The 17953-nt window shown below is 50.9% G+C and carries 10 protein-coding genes and 4 tRNA genes; 11 read left to right on the plus strand and 3 right to left on the minus strand.

The features are described 5' to 3' along the window. Nucleotides 1-93: 93 nt before the first annotated feature. The 4 genes from ACFO9Q_RS22135 to ACFO9Q_RS22150 all read left to right on the plus strand — a co-directional run bounded on the left by ACFO9Q_RS22135 (nt 94) and on the right by ACFO9Q_RS22150 (nt 429). Nucleotides 94-168 (plus strand) — tRNA-Glu (locus tag ACFO9Q_RS22135). Nucleotides 169-174: 6 nt separating this feature from the next. After that, a tRNA-Thr gene (locus tag ACFO9Q_RS22140) sits at nt 175-250 on the plus strand. 9 nt (nt 251-259) lie between these two features. Beyond that, nucleotides 260-346 (plus strand) — tRNA-Leu (locus tag ACFO9Q_RS22145). A gap of 8 nt (nt 347-354) precedes the next feature. Next, nucleotides 355-429 (plus strand) — tRNA-Gly (locus ACFO9Q_RS22150). A gap of 116 nt (nt 430-545) precedes the next feature. Here ACFO9Q_RS22150 and ACFO9Q_RS22155 read toward each other — a convergent pair. Then, nucleotides 546-1775: an aminopeptidase gene (locus tag ACFO9Q_RS22155; protein WP_379185750.1), complete on the minus strand. Its 1230-nt coding sequence runs from the start codon at nt 1773-1775 to the stop codon at nt 546-548. A 233-nt stretch (nt 1776-2008) separates the two neighbouring features. Between ACFO9Q_RS22155 and ACFO9Q_RS22160 the strand changes: the two genes are divergently transcribed. Beyond that, nucleotides 2009-6295 carry a choice-of-anchor I family protein gene (locus tag ACFO9Q_RS22160; protein WP_379185751.1) on the plus strand — a complete coding sequence of 1429 codons (4287 nt, stop codon included), beginning with the start codon at nt 2009-2011 and terminating at the stop codon, nt 6293-6295. A gap of 59 nt (nt 6296-6354) precedes the next feature. Here the strand turns inward: ACFO9Q_RS22160 and ACFO9Q_RS22165 are convergent, their stop codons facing one another. Together ACFO9Q_RS22165 and ACFO9Q_RS22170 are read right to left on the minus strand one after the other, a co-directional pair. Further along, entirely contained in the window at nt 6355-7908 is a 1554-nt protein-coding gene (locus ACFO9Q_RS22165) for a Type 1 glutamine amidotransferase-like domain-containing protein (protein ID WP_379185752.1), read from the minus strand. A 218-nt stretch (nt 7909-8126) separates the two neighbouring features. Next, nucleotides 8127-9032, minus strand: coding sequence for a helix-turn-helix transcriptional regulator (locus ACFO9Q_RS22170; RefSeq protein ID WP_379185753.1), 906 nt, complete (start codon nt 9030-9032; stop codon nt 8127-8129). Between the two features lie 141 nt (nt 9033-9173). On the opposite strand from ACFO9Q_RS22170, the gene ACFO9Q_RS22175 reads away from it, so the two are divergent. The 6 genes from ACFO9Q_RS22175 to ACFO9Q_RS22200 all read left to right on the plus strand — a co-directional run bounded on the left by ACFO9Q_RS22175 (nt 9174) and on the right by ACFO9Q_RS22200 (nt 17946). After that, nucleotides 9174-10091 carry a phytanoyl-CoA dioxygenase family protein gene (locus tag ACFO9Q_RS22175; RefSeq protein ID WP_379185754.1) on the plus strand — a complete coding sequence of 306 codons (918 nt, stop codon included), beginning with the start codon at nt 9174-9176 and terminating at the stop codon, nt 10089-10091. A 42-nt stretch (nt 10092-10133) separates the two neighbouring features. Further along, the gene (locus tag ACFO9Q_RS22180) at nt 10134-11054 is read left to right on the plus strand and encodes a hypothetical protein (protein ID WP_379185755.1); all 921 of its coding nucleotides are present in this window, start codon (nt 10134-10136) and stop codon (nt 11052-11054) included. 203 nt (nt 11055-11257) lie between these two features. Then, a complete protein-coding gene (locus tag ACFO9Q_RS22185; protein ID WP_379185756.1) occupies nt 11258-12148 on the plus strand; it encodes a creatininase family protein in 891 nt (296 codons plus the stop codon). Nucleotides 12149-12151: 3 nt separating this feature from the next. Then, nucleotides 12152-14497: an MGH1-like glycoside hydrolase domain-containing protein gene (locus tag ACFO9Q_RS22190; RefSeq protein WP_379185757.1), complete on the plus strand. Its 2346-nt coding sequence runs from the start codon at nt 12152-12154 to the stop codon at nt 14495-14497. Nucleotides 14498-14518: 21 nt separating this feature from the next. Continuing rightward, nucleotides 14519-15733, plus strand: coding sequence for an amidohydrolase family protein (locus ACFO9Q_RS22195; protein WP_379185758.1), 1215 nt, complete (start codon nt 14519-14521; stop codon nt 15731-15733). Next, nucleotides 15730-17946: a glycoside hydrolase family 36 protein gene (locus ACFO9Q_RS22200; protein ID WP_379185759.1), complete on the plus strand. Its 2217-nt coding sequence runs from the start codon at nt 15730-15732 to the stop codon at nt 17944-17946. The genes ACFO9Q_RS22195 and ACFO9Q_RS22200 overlap by 4 nt, the downstream gene beginning before the upstream one ends. Nucleotides 17947-17953: the final 7 nt, after the last annotated feature.

A 17953-nucleotide genomic window follows, 5' to 3' on the forward strand; every position in this document is an offset into this window, starting at 1 on the left:
GGGCTTATCCTACTATGTAAGACTTTAAGATGACTTCAGCACTCATCGCTTTCGCATCCAGTTTTCAAGGCGCAATTGCCTTGCCGCTTGTTCGGCCCGTTGGTCAAGTGGTTAAGACACCTCCCTTTCACGGAGGTAACAGGGGTTCGAGTCCCCTACGGGTCACCATCATATGCCGTTGTAGCTCAATTGGTAGAGCAACTGACTTGTAATCAGTAGGTTGGGGGTTCAAGTCCTCTCGACGGCACCATTCATATATGCGGTCGTGGCGGAATTGGCAGACGCGCTAGATTCAGGTTCTAGTGGTGTAACAGCCGTGGAGGTTCGAGTCCTCTCGACCGCACCATATGATACGCGGAAGTGGCTCAGCGGTAGAGCATCGCCTTGCCAAGGCGAGGGTCGCGGGTTCGATTCCCGTCTTCCGCTCCATCTATAACAATGAACAGTCTACATTGTCATAAGACATGGGTAGGCTTTTTTTTATTTTGTAGTATAGCGAACAAGCCAGATGAATGACTCATCTGGCTTGTTTTTTTCTATGATAATCAGAATGCCCAGTTCCCCTTGATGAATATAGGTTCTCTACTGCCATCCTCTGTAACGCCGAAAATATCCATCTCTGCTGATCCTACCATGAAGTCCACATGAACCATACTCGTATTCAGACCAGCAGCCTTAAGTTCCTCCTGACTCATCTGCTTGCCGCCCTCTAAGTTGGAGGCATATGCACTTCCAATAGCCAGATGATTGGAGGAATTCTCATCGAACAAGGTCTTATAATACAGGATATTCGAGTCTGATATTGGAGATTGATGAGGGACTAGGGCGACTTCTCCTAAGTAATGAGAGCCTTCATCCATAGCAATCAGGTTGTTCAAGGTATCTTCTCCTTGTTCTGCTTGTGCATGTACAATACGGCCATTCTCGAAGGTTAGACTGAATCGGTCAATGATGGTCCCGCCGTAGCTTAACGGCTTCGTACTGCTCACGATGCCATTCACCCCTGTTGCGAGGGGAGCGGTGAACACTTCCTCTGTCGGGATATTCGCAACGAAGCTACACCCTTGTCCATTAGCCTTAGCGCCTCCTAGCCAGATCTGACCCTTAGGCAGCTCAATGGTCAGATCTGTGCCGGGTGCAAGGTAGTGCAGCTTCTTGTACGCCTTGGCATTCAAGTAATCGGCACGCTTCCTGAGGAAGCTGCTATGTTCTTCCCAAGCAGCAATCGGGTCTACCTGATCCGCGCGTACGGCAGAGAAGATGGCATCCCACAGCTTGCGCAGCTGAGTGTCTGCATGTTCGCCGGGGAACACCTTGGCTGCCCAAGCAGGGGAAGGGGCGGCCGCTAAGCACCAGCTGAACTTATGAGTCTGAACGGCATGGCGGTATTTGGCCATTGTATTGGAATAGGTCTTCTGATAATTGACGATACGCTCTTGCGGTACGCCATCCAACAGATCTGGAGGGGAGGTGACAATGCTGACTACAGCAGCGTCGCCAGCTACAAGCTCCTCCATCTCGGCAGCGAGCCACTTAGGCTCTACTAGGAATGATTCATCTGGGGCCAGGTCATACCGCATTCTAGTGATGGTATCATCGCTCCAGTTCACCTTCACTAGCAACGCTCCTGCTTCGTAAGCATGCTTGACAATTAATCTGGTTAGTTCAGCTGCTTCTAGAGAGGAATTCACAACTAGCGTCTGACCACTTCGAATATTGACTCCAACCTTAACGATTAACTTAGCGTAATTATTTAATTGAAGATTGTAATCCACAGGATCACTCCTCACCTCAGAATTTAAGTATTTGTAGTCATTATACAGGATGGCATGATCACTTACACCTCTCTGAAGGTGACGGTAACGGTTATGTTAATGGATTGTGGACAATTCGACAATAATAGGTAGGAATTAACTACTTTCAGCTAAATCTTCATATTATCTAAACCGTACGGCCTATTGAAATTGCTTATAATGGACAAAGTTATAACGACAATAGGAGTGTGGATATGTTCAGAATGAGAAGCAAGAGATGGGTATCAGCGTTATTAGCAGCAGAATTGTTAATCGGGTCATCCCTGCTTATGGGACCTCAAGCAACACATGCGGCAGCACCAGACTACATACTGATTAACGAGGTATCTGGCGGGGGAGGTAAGATTAATAATGACGATGTCAATAATCCTCAGGCAGCACCGTACTTATATGACTTCATCGAGCTATACAACCCGACCGGGACTGATATCCCTCTGACTGGCTATACCTTAAATTATAGCAACAAAGGAGCTACTACGAACCAGAGTTACAGCTTCGAGCCAGGTGCAGTTATTAAGGCAAATGATTACTTCTTAGTGCGCAACGAAGCAACTTGGGGAAATGAAGCTGACAAAAACTATGGTGAGCCATTCTATAGCGATGCTTATGGAGATGCCAAAGAGCAAGGGATTGGCATGTCCGATACGGACGGAAGCGTTCAACTGTTGAATGCTCAGGATGCTGTAATCGATACAGTTGGATTCGGTGCGGTCACGACCAGCTTCCACGAAGGAAATACAGTGAATAACGGTGTCTCTCTGCCTAAGGCAGTTAGTGCGGTACGCAGAAATTCATTCACGGATACGAACAATAACAGTAATGACTTCTCTATAGTATCGCCTTCTCCTACGAAGGCTGGAAATACTGAAGGTCAAGTTGAGCTCGTACAGGACTTCGTTAAGCGAATCAACCACCTTCAGTCTGATGCTTCATGGGCAGGAAAGACAGTTACCATTGAAGGCTTAATTACGACACCTCCTGTTCAGTCTGCAGATGGACAAGCATCTCCTGTTCGATATGTTCAATCCTATACGGGTGGTATTGCGGTCGAGGGAATGGATGCTAATCTTGTCGTTGGTACGGAGGTCCGTGTGACCGGAACGGTAGGAACTGTTGAGGGAGAGATTCGTGTCATCGGCACTCCTGTAGTTGATGTTCTAAGCAGCAAGGAATTTAAGCTGGATGTAGCGGACACTTTTGACAAAAATATGCTTGTTGTTGCAAATGCTGCAGCTATAACCCCAGCCTATTGGGGAACTAGAGTGTCCTCATCGGCGAAAGTGGCCAGCGTGAATGCGGGTAACCATACGATGGTGATGGATAATGGCATTACACTCTACATCAACGGAACGCTGCCTGCGGCTCAAGCTGGTGATCATGTGACCGCTCTGGGAACAGTAGCGAAAACAGGCAGTGAGGTGCGCTTAGCCGTCGCGGATCCTTCTAAGGATATAACGATCTCCCCGGCATCTAGTGCTATACAGGATCAATTCGCAATTAATAAGCTTGCGACGTATAAGGTTGGAGCAACCAACAAGGATGGCGGTGTTGCTGAGATTGTGAAATACAATTCAGACAACAAGAAGTTCTATCTGGTGAATGGATCAAGTAATCCGCCAAGCCTGGATATAGTATCGCTCGGAGACGGGACTAAGGATCCAGTTAAGGATGCCACGATCTTAGTTCAGGCGCTTGCTGAGAAGAACGGCTTCATCTACGGGGATCTAACGAGTGTAGATGTGAATACAGCATCGGATCGAATTGTCGTGTCCGTGCAAGAGAAGGACGCAGCGAAGAAAGGCAAGATTCTCGTCCTGGACTATGATGGAAGGCTGCTAACGGAATATGAGGCTGGCGTTCAGCCGGATATGATTAAGTTCACAACGGATGGACGTTACATCCTGACAGCGAATGAAGGGGAGCCTCGTGATGGTGCTGTAGACCCAGAGGGTAGTGTTACAATTGTCGATACCAAGATGGGAACTGTTCATCAGGTGAAGTTCGATGACCCGTCTGTTATCGATGATTCCGTCCATATTCGTGGAGCTTCGGACCCTGTGACTGGTATGATTACGGGCAAGGGAACGAAGGGGGATGCGGTGCGGGATCTGGAGCCTGAGTACATTACGCTTAGTGCTGACAATTCCAAGGCATACGTCAGCTTGCAAGAGAATAACTCTATCGCAGTTATAGATATTGCCCAGCACAAAGTAACTTCAGTCAAAGGATTAGGATATAAAAGCTGGAATACATCCGGCAATACGCTTGATCTATTGAAGGATAATGCGATAAAGCTTGAAAATGTACCATTCAAAGGAATCTATATGCCTGATGGTATTGCGAGCCAGACGATTGGCGGAGCAACCTATCTGTTCACAGCTAATGAAGGTGATGTAACCGAGTGGACAGGCAGGGAGAATGGCAGCAAGATTGGAGAGATGAAGGGACTACTTGCTGCTGGCTCAGAAGCAGCTGCTTACCTTGGTGGCAAGACAATCTACGATGATGTAGAAGTTGCAACAGAATTCGGTCATGATTCCATCTACATGTACGGAGCGCGCTCGTTCTCCATCTGGCAGGCGGATACGATGAATCAGGTGTATGACAGCGGCAGCGACTTCGAGAAAATTACTTCCCAGCGGCTGCCGAATAACTTCAATACGAGCAACAGCAAGACTGCTATGGATGACCGCAGTGCGAAGAAGGGGCCTGAGCCAGAGGATATTAAGGTGGCTAAGGTGGGCAACAAGACATTGGCCTTCATCGGACTGGAGCGTATAGGCGGTATCATGACCTATGATGTATCGAATCCGGCAAGTCCTGTGTTCGTGAACTACACGAATTCACGCGTATTCACTCCGAAGGATAATCTGCTAACGGATACGGGTCCTGAAGGCATTGAATTCATTCCAGCAACGATTAGCCCGACGGGGAGACCGCTCTTGCTCGTTGCGAATGAAGTAGGCGGAACGGTTGCGATGTATGAGCTAAGCGTGTCGAAGGTGACGCTGGATAAGCTTGATGCAGCGCTGCAAGTAGGCGGAGCTCAGAAGATTACCGCTCAAGTTGAGCCAGCTGGCGGCAGCGTAGATACAGTGACATGGTCCTCCTCTCATCCCTATGTCGCCTCCGTGGATGCCAATGGCAATATTACAGGAGTTGGTGCTGGCCAAGCTGTTATATCGGCAATAAGTGCAGATGGTTATGGCCTTGCGCAAGTGAACGTAAGTGTGACTGGTTCGCAAGGAGGCGGAATCATCATTCCAGCTCCTCCAGTGGAAGAGAAGGAGCAAGTGACCATCACGAAGGATGATAAGTCAGCCACAGCTAAGTTAAGCTTAACGAAGACTGGAACTAGCGAAGCAATAGTAACAGAAGAGCAGCTAGCGGAAGCTCTGAAGCAATTAAATTCTGCAGTGGGTGCTCAAGACCTGAGCACGAAGCTGGTCATTGAAGCAGCAGGTAATGATAATGAACTTAGCATAACCTTGCCTGCAGCTTCCCTTAAGAAACTGACGGAGAGCGGATTAGAGGAGCTGACGGTGGAGACTTCTTCTAGCCGAGTGACGCTGGATCAACAGGCTCTATCAGCAACAGTATCCGCTTCGGGTACTAGCGATAACGTTGTTCGTATTCAGATGGAGAGAACAGCAGAAGAAGGATCGAGTGATCAGGCTTATGAATTGATTATAAGTGCTGGTGGTAAGGAGGTATCTTCTCTGAACGGGGGAGTCGTATCTGTTGCATTGCCGTATACTCCAGGTCCAGCAGAGAACCTGAATACGATTGTTGTCGCCTATATGGATAGCAATAATCTGAGGAAGATCATAGGGAACGGGTATTATAACGAGAGTACGGGAATGGTGGAGTTCACTGCAACGGAGTTGACCATGTTCACGATTGGCAATCAACCAGTGAACTTCCAGGATATCGAAGGCAGCTATGCAGAAGAACATATTCATTATCTAGCTGCTAGAGAAGTTATCCAAGGAACAAAGCCGGGGCAGTACTCACCTAAGGCACTTATCACTAGAGGAGACTTCACGATCTTGCTTGCTCGTATTGCAGGTGCTGATCTGAACGGCCATGCAAGCAGCGAATCCTTCACCGATGTACAGGATAACGACTATTATGCGGGTGCCATAGCTTGGGCCGCAGCGAATGGCATCGTTAATGGCACAGGGGATGGGAAGTTCGAACCGGAAGCGAGCCTTACTCGTGCTGAGCTGGTGACTCTTATCGAACGGTTCAGCAGGCTGATGAAGCAGCCTCTTGTGAAGAATGCGGATGAGGTGATCTTCACAGATCAAGAGTTCGTACCGGGCTATGCGAAGGAAGCAGTAGCTTCTGCTCAAGAGGCTGGATTAATTTCGGGACGTCCGGATGGTGCGGGAGGCTATGAATTTGCTCCCGGAGAGACAGCAACACGTGAGCAGGCAGCTAAGATCCTAGCCAAGCTAGTACAAGCTATGAACTGGTAATAGAGACGGGCCGTCCTAGGGACGGCCCGATTTTGTTTTTTTTTGCGAGGCTAAGCCTCCTATTGATAATTCAACGAGATCCAGTTGTAATCCCGAATGATACCATCCTTGAACTTAATCTGCTCTACTTCATAATTCGTGCTGTAGAAGTAGTCTAGAATTCTTACCTTGTTCGAGGTGGAGGAGCCGGCGCCTGTGAAGCTAATGATGAGATCGTCAGATGAACGAGTGAATACGGCTTGGGAAGCGTTGAAGTCCTTGAAAATCATAACATCAACGTCACTCGAGGACGTATCATAATCCTCAACATAGTCGTAGCCGAAGCTGCCGCTGTACAGATAGGTGTCGTTGCCCGTCTTGCCGAAGATATCGTCACTTCCTGCCAAGCCATCGATCACATCGTTGCCGTTAGTACCATTAATGGTATCTGCTCCGCTAGTACCGGTAATGGTAGCTGTTGGATAAGTACCGCCGCCACCGCCGCCCGAGCCGCCTCCAGGTGAGGTGCCGCCGTAAATATTGCCGGTAGATGAGGTCATAGCGCCGTTATTAATATTAATCGTATAAGGAAGAGTATTCGTTCCTGTCCATGTATTCAAGTTGAACGTACTGCCGCTGAACAGCTTCGTAACCGAGATGCCTGTGAACGTTACTGGACTGCCGCTCACAACGGTTGTTGGAGCAATGGTGCTCTTCGCAAGGTATGCACCGGCGTTCGTTGCACCTGGTTGTGTGAGCAGAGTAGCCGAACCGTCCTGTTCAACAACGAGTGCAGACTGCTCGTTCACAGCAATGCCCCTAGCATTAGCAGCTGTCGCCCAGCCGTCCTTAATATTGCGGGCAAGGAACGTAAGGAACCGGCCCATCCGGTCACGCTGTTCGAAGTGAGTGTCGGTCACCATGCTTGCGTTGACTGGGGTAGTGACCAAGTCCTTGGTGAACGAGATGAGGCTGCTGTAAGGATTGCCTAATGCAGTTGCTGAATCAAGAGTAGTAGCTCCTGCCGAGATGGAATCGTACGTCGATTGCCCTTGAATCATCGCCCCTGCGCTAGTACCGCCGAACGGGATGCCTGCTGAGATGCGGCTGTTAAGGGCATTGCTTGCACTGCCCGTACCCTTGACCTTAAGGAAGTGAGTGTAGTCTGCTTGATTGCCGCCTGCGAAGAAGATGCCCTCAGCCTTAGCAATCTTATCGACGACGAATGGATCAGTTGCTGCCGCTGTAAGCTTCGTCGTATTGCCTCCAGGGATAAGCAAGGTGCTGACGGAATTCAAGGTCTTGCCTGCAGATACGGCTAAGTCATAGATATAGGAGTTATAGGCACTCGTTCCTGTTGCCCGAATAATGAGGAAGTCACCGCCTCCGGCCTTGTTAATCATCCACTGCATGGCCGCATCCACATCGGTTGAGCCACCCATGAATACTTCTCCGAAGGAGGTTGTCTTCGTTACATCAGGTGCATTGTTATTGCTGTACTTGTAATACGTGTAGTTCGTAGCAGTTGTCGTGACCTCGGCTGGTGCGGCCTGTGCGGTTAACGGGAAGACTGGAAGGGCGATGCATAAGGTTAATAGAGCTGCTTTCCACTTCTGACTGACTGATGATTTCATTATTGACACCTCACTTATAGGATGAATTCAATCATATATCTAGCAAAAGACATGCCAAATGTAAGGTATACTAACATAACTATAAGTATGACACGTTTACAATAAAAGTGAATCGCTTACATATCAACAGATGGTTCGTATATGGACGTCTTGTAAAGAACCATCAGAGTTATATGTAACATAATTTAACATAGATGATGGAGGGCTGGCGCTGCTGCCTATAGCATCCTGCTTCGATGCCTATATCTTGCAGGCGGAATGCCTGTCATCTCCTTAAACCATCTGGTAAAGGCATGGATGGACCCGCCATGGACTTGTTCAGCGATGGCAAGCAGCGTCTCATCCGTCTGGATAAGCAGATGCTTCACAAGCTCAAGCTTCCGGTTCATGAAATAATCGTAAGGCGTACGGCCAGTCGATGCGCGGAATAACTTAGCAGCGTAATCTGGATGGTAGGAGGTCCATTCACTTAGCCAGCTTCGTCTATAACGTTCCGCTGCCTGCTGCTCCAGCTTGGAGGCTATAAGACTTACGATAGGATGCGCAATGTCGGGACTCAGATGGGGAAGCTGCTCTGCACGCTTCATGGCAATGAGCAGCTCAGTGAACAGAGAACGAAGAAGGGTCGGCGTGTAAGCATGGTTAGCTTGGTAGGCTTCAACAAGACGAGCAAATCTAGGCTCGAACAAGGCCGGGGAGACCATCTGGCGATCTGTAAGCTGAAGGGTGTCGGGATGGGAGGCATCTCCTCCTAAGCGGCAGCGGTTATCTATAGAGGGAATGGACGCATCAGCCTGAACAGGCAGGATACTTAAGTCGGATAAGCTGGCAGGGGTGAGCTCGGCAGACTGCCAGCTGAAGTGAACACCGTACAATACAAAAGGATCCTGCTCATCAGCGGAGAACGTATGGACAACCTCTGGGCCATAGTAGAACAAGTCTCCAGCAGAAGCTTGGTAGACTTGCTGCTGAATAACGGCGCTGCCAGTACCGCGGGCAACGAAGATGAATTGATAATCCTTAATAATACGGGGGCCAAAGGTCTGGCCTGCTCCACAGCTTAAGCAGTTAGCGTAGGAAACCTGTATCTGCAGCTGTTCCCATGCGTATAGGGATGAATGCATGTTACTGGTACACAACCCTTCGTCATCAATGTCGTTCATTGTTAAAAAGGTATCGATTCCATGCAAATACTATTGATTATAAGGTGGATATAATCAGTATCATAAGTCGGTAATTGATAAATATCAAGGAGGATGACGTCTATGACCATACGCGCTTACAAGGATTCAACACCTCTGCTGGGTAATCCGGCAGCTCTGCAGGAGAGGGCTTCCAAGGATGGATATCTCTACTTCAAACAATTCTTCCCCCGTGATAAAATAATGGAGGTAAGGCAAGCCATCTTGACCATTCTGGATGAGAGAGGGCTGCTAGATCGGAACGTACCGCTGCTAGAGGGTGTGGCCAATCAAGCGGCTGTTGATCAGCTTAGCGAGGAGGATGCGAACTGGAACGGAGTTGGCGTTCCTCTGGATGTCTATCGTCAGGTTCAGCAGCTGGAAGTATTCCATGCGCTTGCACATGAACCAAAGCTGCTGCAGCTCTATGAGATGATATATGGTGAGCAGGCCATCCCGCATCCGCGGAATATCGGCCGTCTCATGCTGCCCCACAAGCATACGCATACGACGCCTCCTCACCAAGACTTCCTTCATATTCAAGGAAGCTATGAGACTTGGACTTGCTGGGTGCCGCTCGGCGATGTCCCAAGAACACTCGGCGGATTGTCCATCCTTGAAGGCAGCTATGAAGCGGGACTGCTTGGTGTCACTGCAAATCCAGGGGCAGGAGGACTCGAGTCTATCCTGTGCGAACTCGGCTATGAGTGGGCGGAAGGTGATTATGAAGCGGGTGATATCATTACCTTCCACAGCTTGACGGTGCATAAGGCTCTGCCGAACCAGACGCCAGGAAGGGTTAGACTGTCTTGTGATCTCAGGTTCCAGCCGCGCAGCGAGCCGATTGAAGGAGCTTCTCTGATGCCGCACGGTCCGTATGAGTGGGAGGAGCTGTACGAAGGATGGAGCCGCCAGGATCTTCAGTATTATTGGCGTGATGTGGCATTCAAGATGACCGAGTTCGATGAGTCGATAAGGTGGCAGAAGGACAAGATTTGTTAGCGCTTCACTATGCTTGAAGATACCGATAGGAGGAATGAATGCATGCTTATCATGGAGAATGGGAATCGGCAGTACGAAGTGGTTGAAGGATTTGTGAAGCTGCCGGATACGGTTAAGTTGGGCTATACCCATGGCGTGGTGACGGACTCGGAGGACCGCGTGTATATTTTCAACATGAGCAAGGATGCGGTCGTCGTTCTTAGTCCTGAAGGGGAGTACATTCGATCCTGGGGAGAAGAGTATGCTGCGGGAGCGCATGGGATGCTGCTTCATGTCGAGAATGGCCGAGAGGTTCTCTACTTGACGGATGTCGCTAGAGGGCTTGTGACGAAGACGACTCTGGATGGGGAGCTGCTGCTCACGATTGGCACGCCTGATCTGCCTGAGTTCTATGATGAGTCTAGAAGATTCGTTCCTACGGATGTAGCCGTGGCAGCTAACGGGGATATCTATGTCGCGGACGGTTATGGACAGAATATGATTCACCGCTATAATGCAGCTGGTGAGCGTATTCGTTCATGGGGCGGCCATGGCAGTGATCCTGGTCAACTGACCTGTCCTCATGGCGTATCTGTCATCGTGAGAGATGGTCAAGAGATTCTGTATGTGGCTGATCGAGGAAATAATCGGATTCAAGTGTTCACGATGGACGGCGAGCATGTAAGGTTCGTCACCGATGAGATGGATGCTCCATGCTCCTTCTTCCAGTTCGGTCAAGAGCTGTATCTGCCTGATCTGCGGAGCCGCGTGACCATTCTCGATGCCGAAGATCGGCTGATTGCACACCTCGGGGAGAATAAGGAGTATGCTGCGGCTAAGGGCTGGCCTAACCTCGCACGCGAAGATGTTCGTCCAGACCAGTTCAGCTCCCCCCATGGCATCTGTGTAGACCGCTTCGGGAGTATCTATGTGGCAGAGTGGGTTGAGTACGGCAGAGTGACGAAGCTTAAGCGATTATCTTAATATACTTAGCAGGGGAAGAGCCGTTCATTGAGCGGCTCTTTTTTGCATTTTACAACTATTGTTAGGCATAGTCCCTCAAGTGCTATTAATCAAGATAATACCCGAAGGTAAAGATATTGTTCTTACCGCGAGGAAGGATATTTCCTAAGATAGACTTAGAGTTCTTATTCTAAGCTGCGTAACAGCAAGGGGATGTAATAGACATGACAACCGTACATCGGGATGAGATTCAATGGGAGAGAATGCTGCCGGCAGAGTTCAGAGCAGCCATGGATAAGAAGCCTGTTATCTTCCTGCCGCTTGGGACCGTGGAGTGGCATGGTGAGCATAATGCACTTGGATTGGATTCCCTTAAGGCGCATGAGTTATGTGTGCAGGCAGTACACCGTCTGGGCGGAGGGGTCGTACATCCGCCAGTATACGGTGGAATGGGGGGGCTGGATAAGCCGGCAACGGTCATTATGGAAGGGGAGCATGCCTGGGAGAATCACCTGCTTCGACCGTGGCTGGAGACGCTGTGCTATGAGTTCCATCGTATTGGCTTCAAGGCTATTATCATGGTGACTGGTCATTATGGACATAACCAGCAGATCGTCGTCCGAGAGACGGCCGTTCGAATGAGCGAGAGGCTTGGTATTCCTGTGTTCGGATCCCCAGAGTATTGGCTGGCTCTGGATGAAGGGTACTTGGGTGACCATGCTGGAATTGGAGAGACCTCGCTGCTGTGGCACCTTCATCCCGAGCTAGTACGAATGGATCGCATTAAGGATGACCCAGACTACGGGGCAGATGATGTGATTAAGGACGGATCCTCACAGGCACTGGGCATGCGTTATGCGGACTGCATTATAGAGCGACTGGCTTCCCTGGCAGAGCAGATGCCTAGCTGGCAGGAAGAGCGGCTCTATCGCTATATTCGCAGCGAGCGTGCGATTGTTGCTGCACAGACGCGGGGCTGGCGCCATATCGGACCTTGGGAATTCTGGCGTCATATCGGAGGTTCGGCCTTCGTGCAATACGGCCAGCTTCTCGTGGATGGTGAATTCGAAGCAATTGAGCAGCTGGCAAGGACGCTTGGCAGGGAGGAGGGATAGCGCTTGGCCATTCATAACGCAAGCTGGATCTGGCATGAGGAGCTGCTGACAGAGCCTAATGTCTATGTTGAGTTCAGAAGGCTGCTGGTGCTGCCTGCTGGTGTGTCCTCGGCGGTCATTCAAGTGTCTGCCTGTCAGGAATATGTATTGTATGTCAATGGGACGCAGGTCGGAAGAGGTCCGTCACCATGCTCACCAGAGTGGCAGTACTTCGATGAATATGTAGTTACGAGCTTGCTGCGCGAAGGGGATAATGTGATTGCGGCATTATGCTATCACTTCGGCGAGAAGGATATCGTCATTGAACAGATGCAAGGTCCCGCAGGCTTCATACTGGAGCTGGAAGTGGATGGAGCTGCGGCAGGACGGACGGATAGTCAATGGTCTGTAAGGCGATCACCTAGGTATGAGACACGTAACCATCGGATTAGCCGTTGGAGCGGGTTCAATGAGATCTATGTTGCTGATCGCGAGGATGAATGGTTGTCACCCGGCTATACGGAGGCTGAGGAGTGGAAGGCGGCTCTCGTCGTTGCTAAGCCTAATGAGAAGGACTGCCCATGGACGAATCTTATTCCAAGGGAGATTCCTCAGCTGTATTATCATTCCGTCAGCCCCGTCGATATTGTGCGTGTGGAGAGCAATTACGGCTCAGTGGCTGGGGCAGAGATGCAGCTGAATCAAGCGGCAGAGTCGAGTGCCAACAATAGCAGCCCATCGAATAGGGTGGAGCTACAAGACGAGCTATTCGTCACTATTGATGCGACGGTCCCTTACTCGCTGCCAGGCATTGTCTATGACTTCGGCCATGAGGTGGTGGGACGGCCTGAGCTGGTCGTTGATGCGCCGGAGGGTGGCGTGCTTCGGCTTGCTTACGGCGAGTCATTAGAGCTTCAATACGTAGATACCTTCGTGCTTAAGAAGGGAGTGCAGAGGCTGTCTCCGTATGGAAGGCGCGCATGCCGATATATGCAGCTTACCTTCATGGCTACGCCTGAGCCGGTTAAGCTGCTGTCCTTCACCTTCCTTAATCAGCATTATGCCTTCTCTGAGATGGGCAGCTGGGTGAGTAATGTGGAGAGCTTGAACCGAATCTGGTCGATTAGCCGATATACTACGCTGATGAACAGCCACGATCATCTGGAGGATTGTCCTTGGCGGGAGAAGGCATTGTGGGTCGCTGATGCGGTAGTGATGGGGAAGGTCATCTATCATCTGTTCGGAGATACGCTGCTGCTCCGCAAATGTCTGCTTCAAGGGGCGCGAATTCAGCATGAAGAAGGCTGGATTCCTGGAACCGGGCCAGAGCGTAACCAGATGCTGCTGCCGGACTTCAATGCGCACTGGCTGCTCGGTGTGCGTGATTATGTGCGGTATAGCGGGGATTACGGAATAATCCGGGAGCTATGGCCTGTGTTGGAGAAGCTGATGAATTGGTTCGCTGCACAGCGAGATGAGACGGGGATGATTGCGAATGCCGCACGGCCGGGGTGGTCATGCTTCATCGACTGGACGGCGCATATGGATAAGAGGGACAAGGTCAGTGCCATCAGCATGCTCTATTATGCTGCCTTGGAAGCGATGATTGAGCTGGCTGAAGCTGCTGGAGAACCAGCTGCTTCTGCTCGGTATCGTGCACAAGCGGGTGAGCTTGCTCATAGCATCAGGGAGCACGTCTGGCTTGAGGAACAAGGCGCCTTCAGCGATTGCATGGTTGGTATGGAGGTATCTACGCATCTGTCCCTCCAGACGAACTTCCTAGGAGCCTGGTGCGGTCTTATGAGCGAGAGTGAGAGCAGGAGCTTCATTGAGACTTACTACGATACGGGTAAGCTGGTGGAGATTAAGGGAGCATTCTTCCAGCATATCGTGCTTGAGGTGCTGATTAAGCTGAATATGAAGGAGCGCGCCTATTCCCTGATTCGATCCTTCTGGGGGGCAATGGCCGAGCGCGGGGCAACCACATGGTGGGAGACCTTTAATCCCTCCTCTCCAGCCTGCAGCGTTGCCTCCACCTATCAAGGCAATGTGCCGACTTACTTATGGGAAGGTCCGCTGCTCAGCCAGTGCCATGCTTGGGGGGCTTCGCCTGCTTATATTTTGCACCATATCGTTACGGGAGTGAATGTGCTTAAGCTAGGGGATAGAATCATTCATCTGTCAAGGCCTCTTGATGGAGGACCTACTAAGCTTGAGGCTGAGCTGCCAACCAGATACGGCCCCATCACAGTAAGCTGGGAGCGGGATGAAGCAACAGGCCTGTTCAGCGGAAGCTGCGCTATTCCGAGCGTGCTGACTGTCGAAGTGGATCGTGACTACCCTAGCGGGATTGAGATTATAAGCTATTAGCTTGCAGGAGGTCTGCTGATCATGACACAACAATTAAGAACCTATGCGGAATGGTTGACTTATCTGGACAGCCAGCCAATCTTCAGCACGCATGAGCATCATAGAGAGAGTGACGCTCATCAGCAGCTGACGCTGGATCTATTATTCACCTGGTCCTATGTGGGCTGGTGCGGTGCTCCGCCTGAAGCGGACAAGGAGGCTAGAGCGCAATGGCTGGATCGGATTCGCTATAATACGTACTTCATCTGGCTGGAGAAGGCGATCTGTTCGATCTACGGAGAGGATCGGATTACTCCGGATAACTGGGACGCCCTATCCGAGGCGATATCCACCGCTCATCGCGCAGACAAGGATTATCATATTAAGCTGCTGAAGGAGAAGGCTGGCTATGTCGGCCTGCTCGAGGACTGTTACTGGGATTCAGGCAGTGATGTGGGCTATCCCGAGTTCATTACACCAGTGTATCGATTAGATATGTGGATGCAGGGCTTCCATCCCGCATCGGTTACGAATGAGGGAACAAGCCCTTACAGCCTATTCGGAGAGCTGGACAGCTTCACTGCCTACGTGGAGAGGATGGAGCATGAGATTCGCAGCCGGAGGCCTCATATTGCTGCCTTGAAGTGTGCTTCTGCCTATCAGCGCACGATTGGCTTCCAAGCTGCAGACAAGGCGGCTGCCGAAGCGGTATTCGGCATGCACCCGGATGAGCTGGGGGAGGCTGAGCGCAATGCCTTCGGAGACTATATCCTCCAGCAGGCACTGACCGTTGCAGCTGAGCTGTCACTGCCAGTGCAGGTGCATACCGGTCTTGCCAAGCTAAGCGGGTCAGACCCTCTGCTGCTCGAGAATCTGATTGCTCGGAATCCTCATAATCAGTTCGTCCTATTCCACGGAGGGTTCCCATGGATCTACAACACAGCTGCCTTAGCGCATAACTATCCGAATGTATCGATCGATATTAACTGGCTTCCGCTCATCTCTACCTCAGCGGCCGCTGATGCTCTACGTGTGTATATCGATGTCCTTAGAGACAGCTCACAGATTGCATGGGGCGGGGATACGTGGACGTCTGAGGAGGCTGTAGGCGCAGCTATGGCCTTCCGGCATATATTGGCCCAAGTACTGACGGATAAGACAAGCCGTGACGGCTGGCGGGTCTCGGATGCAGAGCGATTCGCGCAGAAAATCATGTATCGCAACGCGAAGCAGCTGTACCTGAAGGAGGATCAATGATGAACACAGAAGTGATAGCTGTGGAGCTAGAATGTCTGGCCTACGACCATCAAGGAATGAGCTTGCAATTCCGCAAGCAGGGAGAGCATGCTGTGCAGGTCTCTCTTAATACCGACAAGCCGCTGCTGCACAAGGAAGAACCTATTCCTTATGCCAACTTCCATCTCGGAGCTGCAGGTCTGCCGCGTCTGATCTATCCGGTTCCTCTCAGCGGCTGGTCGATTCTGCCTGTACAGATGCGCTGCACGGGCATGAGGCGGGAAGGGGAGCATCTCCTCGTGGAGTATATTCATGACGAATATAGTCTCAAGGTAGTGACAGATTCCCACTTCATTCCTGGGGCAGCGGTCATTCGGCAGCGTACAACGGTGACCAACTTCGGCAGCTCTCCACACCTGCTTACTCACTTGTCTTCTGCTAATGTGAATGGAATAGCATCCGATGGCATTAGAAGCTGGGAAGACCCTAACAAGATTAAGGTTCATTACGCGAGGCAGGCTTGGCACGGAGAAGGACAGTGGCGCAGCGCGAATCTGGAAGAGCTGGGCCTGTATAAGGGCTCCGTACATCCTCCTTCGAATACGATTCGATTCTCCTCCGTCGGTTCCTTCAGTACGGGGCAGTACCTGCCTATGTTAGTCATTGAGGATATGGAGACGTCCAAGGTATGGTATATGCAGGTGGAGACCTCTACGGCATGGAACATGGAGATTGGCTTCCGAGGCTCGTGGGAGGATGACAGCGGCAGTCTGTATATGCATGCGGATGGTGGGAGCGAGCGATTCGGTGGATGGAAGAAGCAGCTGCTGCCGGGCGAGAGCTATACAACGGTTCCTGTCGCCTACGGAGTTACAGAAGGAGGCTTCGATGAAGCGGTTCGCGAGCTAACCCTCTATAGACGTCTAGCCCTTAAGCCAGCTAATGCATGGAAGGAAGAATTCCCGCTCGTATACAACGACTTCATGAACGGGATATGGGGCCTTCCGACAAGGGAGAAGCTGGTGCCTCTTATCGAAGGAGCTGCTAAGGCTGGAGCAGAGGTATTCTGCATCGACGCCGGTTGGTTCATGGAGCACACCGACGCTCCGGTGCAGAGACTTGGTGATTGGGACCCTGTAGAAGAACGATTCGGAGAGGATGGTCTGCAAGGGGTGCTCGACTATATTAAGGGGCACGGAATGATTCCAGGCATATGGCTGGAGATCGAGATGTGCCACGTCGAATCCTCCCTGTATGCTAAGCCGGATGAATGGTTCCTGCTGCGCAATGGCCGCCGAATCGGGGGGCCGGACCGCGTGTTCCTTAACTTCGGTCATTCGGAGGTGAGGGAGTACTTCCACCAGCTGTTCCAGCGGCTAGCATCTTGGGGCATCGGCTACGTCAAGAATGATTACAATGACTTCATACCAGGGGCCGACTCCGATCAAGCAGGGACAGATGACGGATTACAGTCAGCCATGGAGGCCTTCTATTCGTTCATCGATGAGGTGAGAGCGAAGCATCCGAATCTGATTCTTGAGAACTGCGGCTCAGGAGCCATGCGTGAAGATTATGCCGTACTCTCTCACTTCCATGTACAGAGCACGAGCGATCAGGAGGTGTACCATCAGTATCCCTCCATTATCCAAGGCTCGCTTGCTGCTGTCCTGCCTGAGCAGGCAGGAATCTGGTCTTACCCTTATCCTCTGCTGTTCCTGGATCAGAAGACACCGGAGATCGTATACTCGGAAGCTTATCAGCAGCAGATGAGGAATGGAGAGCAGACCATCTTCAACTTGGTTAACGGACTATGCGGGAATATGGTGCTTGCCGGGCACTTGAACGCAGCAGATGATTACAATATGAAGCTTATTCAGGAAGGTGCTGCCCTGTATAAGCAAGAGAGAGCTCATATCCGAAGCTCGATTCCGGTCTATCCAACAGGCATGCTGCGGATTAAGGATAAGTCGAGCTGGGGCTCCCTTGGACTGTTGTCAGAGGATGGCTCTCGTATGCTGCTTGCGGTATGGAAGCTGGCCAGTATGGATGATTATTGCAGCATAGATCTCTCAGCGTGGGTATCTCCTCGCGCAGAGATTAGACAGCTGTACCCAGCCGCCAGCCATGAGACGAAGCTGCATTGGAATGCGTATAATCAGACGCTGAGCGTGAGACTGGAAGGAATTCATGTCGCGAGGTATTTTGAAGTGATTACGCATGTACAAAATGCCTAGCCAGCCT

This window comes from Paenibacillus sp. GCM10023252 (assembly GCF_042653305.1).
GTDB lineage: Bacteria > Bacillota > Bacilli > Paenibacillales > Paenibacillaceae > Pristimantibacillus.

Coding starts and splice junctions, on each gene's coding strand:
- ACFO9Q_RS22160 (WP_379185751.1), top strand. CDS start 2,009: ATGTTCAGAATGAGAAGCAAGAGATGGGTATCAGCGTTATTAGCAGCA.
- ACFO9Q_RS22165 (WP_379185752.1), bottom strand. CDS start 7,908: ATGAAATCATCAGTCAGTCAGAAGTGGAAAGCAGCTCTATTAACCTTA.
- ACFO9Q_RS22170 (WP_379185753.1), bottom strand. CDS start 9,032: ATGCATTCATCCCTATACGCATGGGAACAGCTGCAGATACAGGTTTCC.
- ACFO9Q_RS22175 (WP_379185754.1), top strand. CDS start 9,174: ATGACCATACGCGCTTACAAGGATTCAACACCTCTGCTGGGTAATCCG.
- ACFO9Q_RS22180 (WP_379185755.1), top strand. CDS start 10,134: ATGCTTATCATGGAGAATGGGAATCGGCAGTACGAAGTGGTTGAAGGA.
- ACFO9Q_RS22185 (WP_379185756.1), top strand. CDS start 11,258: ATGACAACCGTACATCGGGATGAGATTCAATGGGAGAGAATGCTGCCG.
- ACFO9Q_RS22195 (WP_379185758.1), top strand. CDS start 14,519: ATGACACAACAATTAAGAACCTATGCGGAATGGTTGACTTATCTGGAC.
- ACFO9Q_RS22200 (WP_379185759.1), top strand. CDS start 15,730: ATGATGAACACAGAAGTGATAGCTGTGGAGCTAGAATGTCTGGCCTAC.